Annotated in this window: 5 protein-coding genes; 2 read left to right on the plus strand and 3 right to left on the minus strand. The window is 67.5% G+C overall.

What is annotated here, in order from left to right:
• Window positions 1-61: 61 nt before the first annotated feature.
• Window positions 62-673 (minus strand): cysteine hydrolase family protein, encoded by a 612-nt coding sequence (locus HMPREF3115_RS10810; protein ID WP_006403162.1) that lies wholly within the window; start codon window positions 671-673, stop codon window positions 62-64.
• A gap of 395 nt (window positions 674-1068) precedes the next feature.
• Between HMPREF3115_RS10810 and HMPREF3115_RS31545 the strand changes: the two genes are divergently transcribed.
• Window positions 1069-1302 carry a hypothetical protein gene (locus tag HMPREF3115_RS31545; RefSeq protein ID WP_157765491.1) on the plus strand — a complete coding sequence of 78 codons (234 nt, stop codon included), beginning with the start codon at window positions 1069-1071 and terminating at the stop codon, window positions 1300-1302.
• A 275-nt stretch (window positions 1303-1577) separates the two neighbouring features.
• Here HMPREF3115_RS31545 and HMPREF3115_RS10815 read toward each other — a convergent pair whose 3' ends face one another.
• Window positions 1578-2921, minus strand: coding sequence for an MFS transporter (locus HMPREF3115_RS10815; protein WP_371089403.1), 1344 nt, complete (start codon window positions 2919-2921; stop codon window positions 1578-1580).
• Window positions 2922-3292: 371 nt separating this feature from the next.
• On the opposite strand from HMPREF3115_RS10815, the gene HMPREF3115_RS10820 reads away from it, so the two are divergent.
• On the plus strand, window positions 3293-4210 hold the full coding sequence (locus HMPREF3115_RS10820) for a LysR family transcriptional regulator (protein WP_035947627.1): 918 nt from the start codon (window positions 3293-3295) through the stop codon (window positions 4208-4210).
• Between the two features lie 33 nt (window positions 4211-4243).
• On the opposite strand, the gene HMPREF3115_RS10825 is transcribed toward HMPREF3115_RS10820, so the two are convergent.
• Window positions 4244-5761: a purine-cytosine permease family protein gene (locus tag HMPREF3115_RS10825; protein WP_227747534.1), complete on the minus strand. Its 1518-nt coding sequence runs from the start codon at window positions 5759-5761 to the stop codon at window positions 4244-4246.
• Between the last annotated feature and the right edge of the window lie 232 nt (window positions 5762-5993).

Consider the following 5993-nt stretch of genomic DNA (forward strand, 5'->3'; position numbering starts at 1 on the left):
GACGCCCTGACGCCCTGACGCCCTGACGCCGCCGCGGCGGCCGAATCGGCCGCCGCGGTCCTTAACCCACGCGCAGCGCGAGCAGCTGCTCGGTCGTCAGCACGTCGGCGAACGTATCGGACAGCGCGGCGAGCGTCGCGCGATGAAGGTCGCGGTGCGCGACGGTACCGCCGTCGGCCATGTCGAGGTCGCGCGTCGCGCACGCATCTTCGATGACGATCGCCGAATAACCGAGCGGCACTGCATCGCGCGTCGCGCCGGCGACGCACGCGTGCGTCATCAGTCCGGTGACGATCAGCGTGTCGATGCCCGCCGCCTTCAGCCGCGCGTCGATGTCGGTCGTCGGAAACACGCTGACCGACGTCTTCTTCACGACCGCGTGATGCGGCGCCGGCTGCAGGTCGGCATGGAAGCGAAAACTGTCGCTACCGTCCGCAAAGAGCGGGCCATCGGCCGGACCGACGTGCTGCACGTGAAAGACCGGCATCCCGGCCCGATCGGCGAACGCGACCACGCGCTGCGCGTTCGCGAGCGCGCGCGAGCCTTCGGGAATGGGCAGGCGTCCGCTGAAATATTCGTTCTGGAAATCGATCACCAGCAGCGCGGTGCGGGCAGCGTCGATCGACGTCGGCGCCGTTGCGCCGGCAAGGTTACGGATGGTCGGGTGTTGCATGGTCGTTCTCTCGGTTGGCACATCGTACGGAGCGGCGGCCCGGCGCTGCCGGCGCCGCCACGCGCGGCGGGCGAGCCGTTCACACCGGAAACGGGCTCGCGTCGACCGCGAGGCGCCAGTGTCGGTCCGCACGGCCGGGCGCGACAGTGGCCCGCGGGACAAGCTCCGACAGGATTGGGCCAAGCCGTGCGGCAGGCGCCGGCGCACGACAGCGCGACCGCTCTCGCACCGCCTTATGCGTCCCCGTACGCAACGGTCATCAGGAGGCCGAGTACCAAGCCGGCGCCGCCGGTCAGCAACGGGCCGGTTTCGCCGCGCGCCGGCAGCAGGCTCATGCGCGCCCATCACAACCGACGCGACAGCCGTCACCGAGCCGGCGATGCCGAACACCGGCCTTGCCGCTCCTCGCTGACGGCATCCGGGAACGCGGTGTATACACAGCACAGGCGGATGAGGCCGTCGAGATGAAATTCGGTCGCAATTTCGACAAGATGCGCCGCGTGCTCGCGCGTCGCGCGCTATCTGGAGCGCGCCGCGATCGTCGTATGGGCAACCATGTCGATGCACCGACGACCGCCGCGCGAGCGCACGCAGCGCGGGCTCGTGCGGAAACACCCGGCGATCGCTGAATATCGCGGACCTCATCGACGGTGCACGAGCCCGAAGCCCATCGCCGTCATCGCGATGGCGAGCAGACAGATGCCGAGCAATGTGCAGTCGAGCCGGGACATACCAGTGGTCCGAACCGCGTCCGAATAATCGCCGCGTCACGATCGGCCGGCGGCCCCAGTAGACTGCACCTGCGATGCTAGCCATCGAACGGTCCGATACCGATAGTCGCCCTGCGGCCCGCGCCGAGGCCATGACCGCGCGGCCAGCCGCCCGGCGCGGGCGCCAAGCCGCTTTACTCGGCGCTGGTCACCGGCTCACGGCGAAACTGCCGCCGCGCGAGCACGCACGGTGCGCCGTCGCGCATGAACACGCTCGCGGCCAGCCCGAACGACGCCGCGAACAGTACGTACCAGGCAGGCGCGACGGGCGAGCCGCTCGCGCGCGTCAGCCATGTAACGATGAACGGCGCGAAGCCGCCGAAGATCATCACCGCGATGTTGTACGCGAGCGCAATACCGGTCGAACGCATGCGCGTCGTGAACTGCTCGGCGAGCGCCGTCGGCGCGGGACCGTAGGTCACGCCGATGATCGTGCAGATCACCAGCTGCATCACGAGCAGCCGGCCGATGCTCGGCGCGGCGGCCAGCCATGAGAACAGCGGATAGGTGACCGTCAGCAGCGCCAGCATGCCGGCGAGCAGCACCGGCCGGCGGCCGATACGGTCGGACACCATCGCCGCCACCGGGATCGTCAGCGTCAGCAGCGCGACCGCCGCCATCTGCGCCTGGAACACCTCGTCGAGCGGCAGCCCGAAGGTCCGGTTCACGAACGTCGGCATATTGACGAGCATCACGTAGAACACGGCCGTGCCCGTGATCGTCTGCCCCATCGACACCAGCACGCCGCGCAGATTGTCGCGCAGCACGCGCGCCACGCTGGCGGGCGGCTCGGCCGGCGACTTGCTGGCTTGGACGAACGCATCGGTCTCTTCCATGTGGCGGCGGATCCACAGGCCGACCGGCCCGATCAGCAGCCCGAGCGCGAACGGCACGCGCCAGCCCCAGCTGTCGAGCGCACCGGCCGACAGCGACTGCGTCGCCCACGCGCCGATCGCCGCGCCCGAGAATACCGCGAGACACTGGCCGATCAGCTGCCACGATCCGTACAGGCCGCGCCGGTGCGCGGGCGCACTTTCGACGAGGAACGACGTCGCGCTCGCGTATTCGCCGCCGGTCGCGAAGCCCTGCAGCAGCCGCGCGATCACGATCAGGATCGGCGCGGCAGGGCCGATCGCCGCATACGTCGGCGCGAACGTGATCATCGCGATCGACAGCGTCATCAGCAGGATGATCAGCTGCATCGCCGCCTTGCGGCCCTTGCGGTCCGCATAGAGCCCGAGCAGGATGCCGCCCACCGGACGCATGAAGAAGCCGACGCCGAACGTCGCGAGCGACATCAGCAGCGATGCGTACTGGCTGTCGGCCGCAAAGAACAGTCTCGCGATGATGGCGGAGAAGAACCCGTAAACGATGAAGTCGTACCACTCGAGGGTATTGCCGATGACAGCGGCAACCACTTGCCGATGTCGCGTGCTCCGACCTGAATCAGCGCGCATGCGTGTCTCCTGCAGTCTCATGAGGCCGCGCCGCGCGATGCGTCGCGCCATGCCGCCGGCACGGCGCGTGCGGCCTGCCCGTTGGTGTACGCCGGCCCGCGCGGCGCGACACACGCCGGCATCCAGCCGCCCTCTGCCGGTATAGGTCCGACGTGAACCGATGATAGGCACGCAGCAAATGCGCATCAATTAAGCCGGATGGCGAAGCATTAGCCGCAGATTAAATGTCGGCACCGGCCGCGAACGAAGTAGCCGCGATCGCGTTCACGCGGCCGCCGTCCCGCTCTCGCGCGAACGGCCCGCTTGCGCGCCGTTCGCCCGGCTTTTCGCGCATTGTGACGACCGCGGTTCTCGGGCAGAATTTTCGATCGACCTGCTTCCGCCGTCCGACCATGCGCAATCGCATCAACGAAGAGATCACCTTCCGCAAGCTCGAGGTGCTACTCGCGTTCATGGAAGCCGGCAGTCTCGCGAAAGCGGCCGAAGCGCTGGGCGTCAGCACGGTGAGCGTGCACCGTGCGCTGCATACGCTCGAAGAAGGCATGCATTGCGCGCTATTCCGTCATGAAGGCCGCAACCTGCTCCCGACCGAAGCCGCACAGGTGCTGGCCGAAGTCGCCGACGAAGTGATCAAGACGATGACCGACGGGATTCGCGCGACGCGCGAGGCGGCCGGCTACGGCGCGGGTCAGTTGAAGATCGGCTCGCTCTATTCGCTCACGATCCGCACCGTGCCCGAAGTCGTGATCGCGCTGAAGGAGCGCCGTCCGCAGTTGCAAGCCGAGCTTGTACTCGGCTCGAACGCGGACCTGCTCGACAAGCTCAGGCAAGGCGCAATCGACGCGACGCTGATGGCACTGCCCGAGCCCGACGCGGAAATCGAATCGATCGCCCTGTTCGAGGACGAGATGTTCTTTGCCGCGCCGGTCGATTCGCCGTATGCGCGCTGCGATGCGATCGATCTCGGCGCTTGCCGCGACGAGCCGTTCGTATCGCTCGGCGACGGCTTTGCGACGCATCAGGGCTTCACGGAAGCGTTCCGCGCCGCCAGCATTACGCCGAACATCGCGATGCGGGTGGGCGACATCTTCTCGCTGATCAACCTCGTGTCGGGCGGCGTCGGCTATTCGCTGCTGCCCGGCCGCGTGCGCGACCTGTTCGCGCACAAGATCACGCTCGTGCCGATCGCCGGGCACACGATCCGCCAGACGATCGGCCTGAGTTTCCTCCATCGTCGCGAACGCGACCCGAACCTGCTCGCGCTCGCGACGGTCTGCAGGCTGACGGTCAAGGCGTCGAATCGGGGCTGACGCGCGCGGCGGCATCATTGGCGAACGCGACGCTCAGTACCCCTTCGGCTGAATCGCCGGCGCGCCGCCCCTGCGCGCGGACGCCGTGCCGCCGCGCACGAAGCGGCGCCCTTGCGGCCCGTACACGCCGTCCGGCTCCGGATACAGCGTCAGCAGCACGATATACAGCGCCGCACCGACCACGAACGACACCGGCACACTCAGGTCGAGCCCGCCGGCCAGACGACCGAGCGGCCCCACGAACTGGCCCGGCAGGTTCACGCATGCGAGACCGACGAACGCGGCCGGCAGCCATGCGCCCATCGCGCGCAGATTCCACCCGTGCGCGAACCAGTAATGCCCGCCGCGCAAACCGCGGTTGAACACCTGCAGGTCGTCCGCGAGGTAGTAGCCGCGTCGCGTCACGTAGCCGATCACCATGATCGCCATCCACGGACAGCTGAACGTGCAGATCAGCGTCGAGAACGTCGACACGCTTTCGACGAGATTGAACCAGAAGCGGCCGATGAAGATGAACGCGATCGCGATCGTGCCGATCAGCAGCGTCGCGCGCACGCGCGTCAGCAAGCGCGGGAACATGCTCGACACGTCGAGCCCGGTGCCGTACAGCGCCGTCGTGCCGGTCGACATCCCGCCGATGATCGCGATGAGGCACATCGGCAGCAGAAACCAGCGCGGCGAGATCGCAAGCAGGCCGCCGACATAGTCGTTCGACGCGATGAACGCAGGCGCCTTCGATGCGATGATCGTCGCGGTCGCGAGGCCGAAAAAGAACGGCACGAACGTCGCGATCTGCGCGGCGAACACGGCGCCCATCACGCGACGCTTCGGCGTGTGCTGCGGAATGTAGCGCGCCCAGTCGCCGAGCGTCGACGCGAACGACACCGGATTGCTGAGCGCAACGAGCACCGCACCGACGAACGCGGCCCAGAAACCCGCGCTGCCGTCGTGCAGCGTACCGGCATAGTTCACGTCGAACAGCCCGGCAAAAGCGAACAGCCCGGCGACGAACAGCATGCTTGCCGCCCACACCGCGATCTTGTTGACCCACAGCATGAAACGAAATCCGTAGATGCAGACGATCAGCACGAGCACGGCGAACACCATGTACGCGGCGCCGAGCGTGAAGCCGTTGACCGGCACGCCGACCATGTCGTGCGCGCCGCCGACGAGCGCATCGCCGGAACTCCACACGGCGAGCGAGAAAAACGCGATCGACGTGAGCAGCGCGAGAAACGAGCCGACGATCCGGCCGTGGATGCCGAAATGCGCGCCGGACGATACCGGGTCGCTCGTGCCGTTGCGCGGCCCGAACAGGCTCATCGGCGCGAGGATGCAGGTGCCGGCGAGCACGCCGAGCACGATCGCGCAAACGCCGGCCTTGAACGACAGCCCGACGAGCACCGGAAAGCTGCCGAGCACCGACGTGGAAAACGTATTGCAGCCGCCGAACAGCAGCCGGAACAGATCGATCGGCCGCGCGTAGCGCGACGCGTCGGGGATGCGCTCGAAACCGAACGACTCGACTTGCGTAATCCTGCCTTCAGCCATTTGTCTCCTACTCCTCTGGTGCATCGGTACGGTCCGCTGCTGCGGCCGCACGACGCATCGTCATCGATTCGCGGCCACTCTAAACCAGATCGGTACGCGCAAATATTGCGCATTTGAGACGTTTACGACGAAGGAGAACAATGTTTTCCCGGCGGGCGCGCACGCGGCAGGACGCGCTCGGGATATCGCGCCGGATGGCGGGCGAGCGTTCGCTGCGGCGGCGGGCGCGAGC

Origin of the sequence: Burkholderia sp. HMSC10F09, assembly GCF_001806955.1 — a bacterium.
Taxonomy (GTDB): domain Bacteria; phylum Pseudomonadota; class Gammaproteobacteria; order Burkholderiales; family Burkholderiaceae; genus Burkholderia; species Burkholderia multivorans.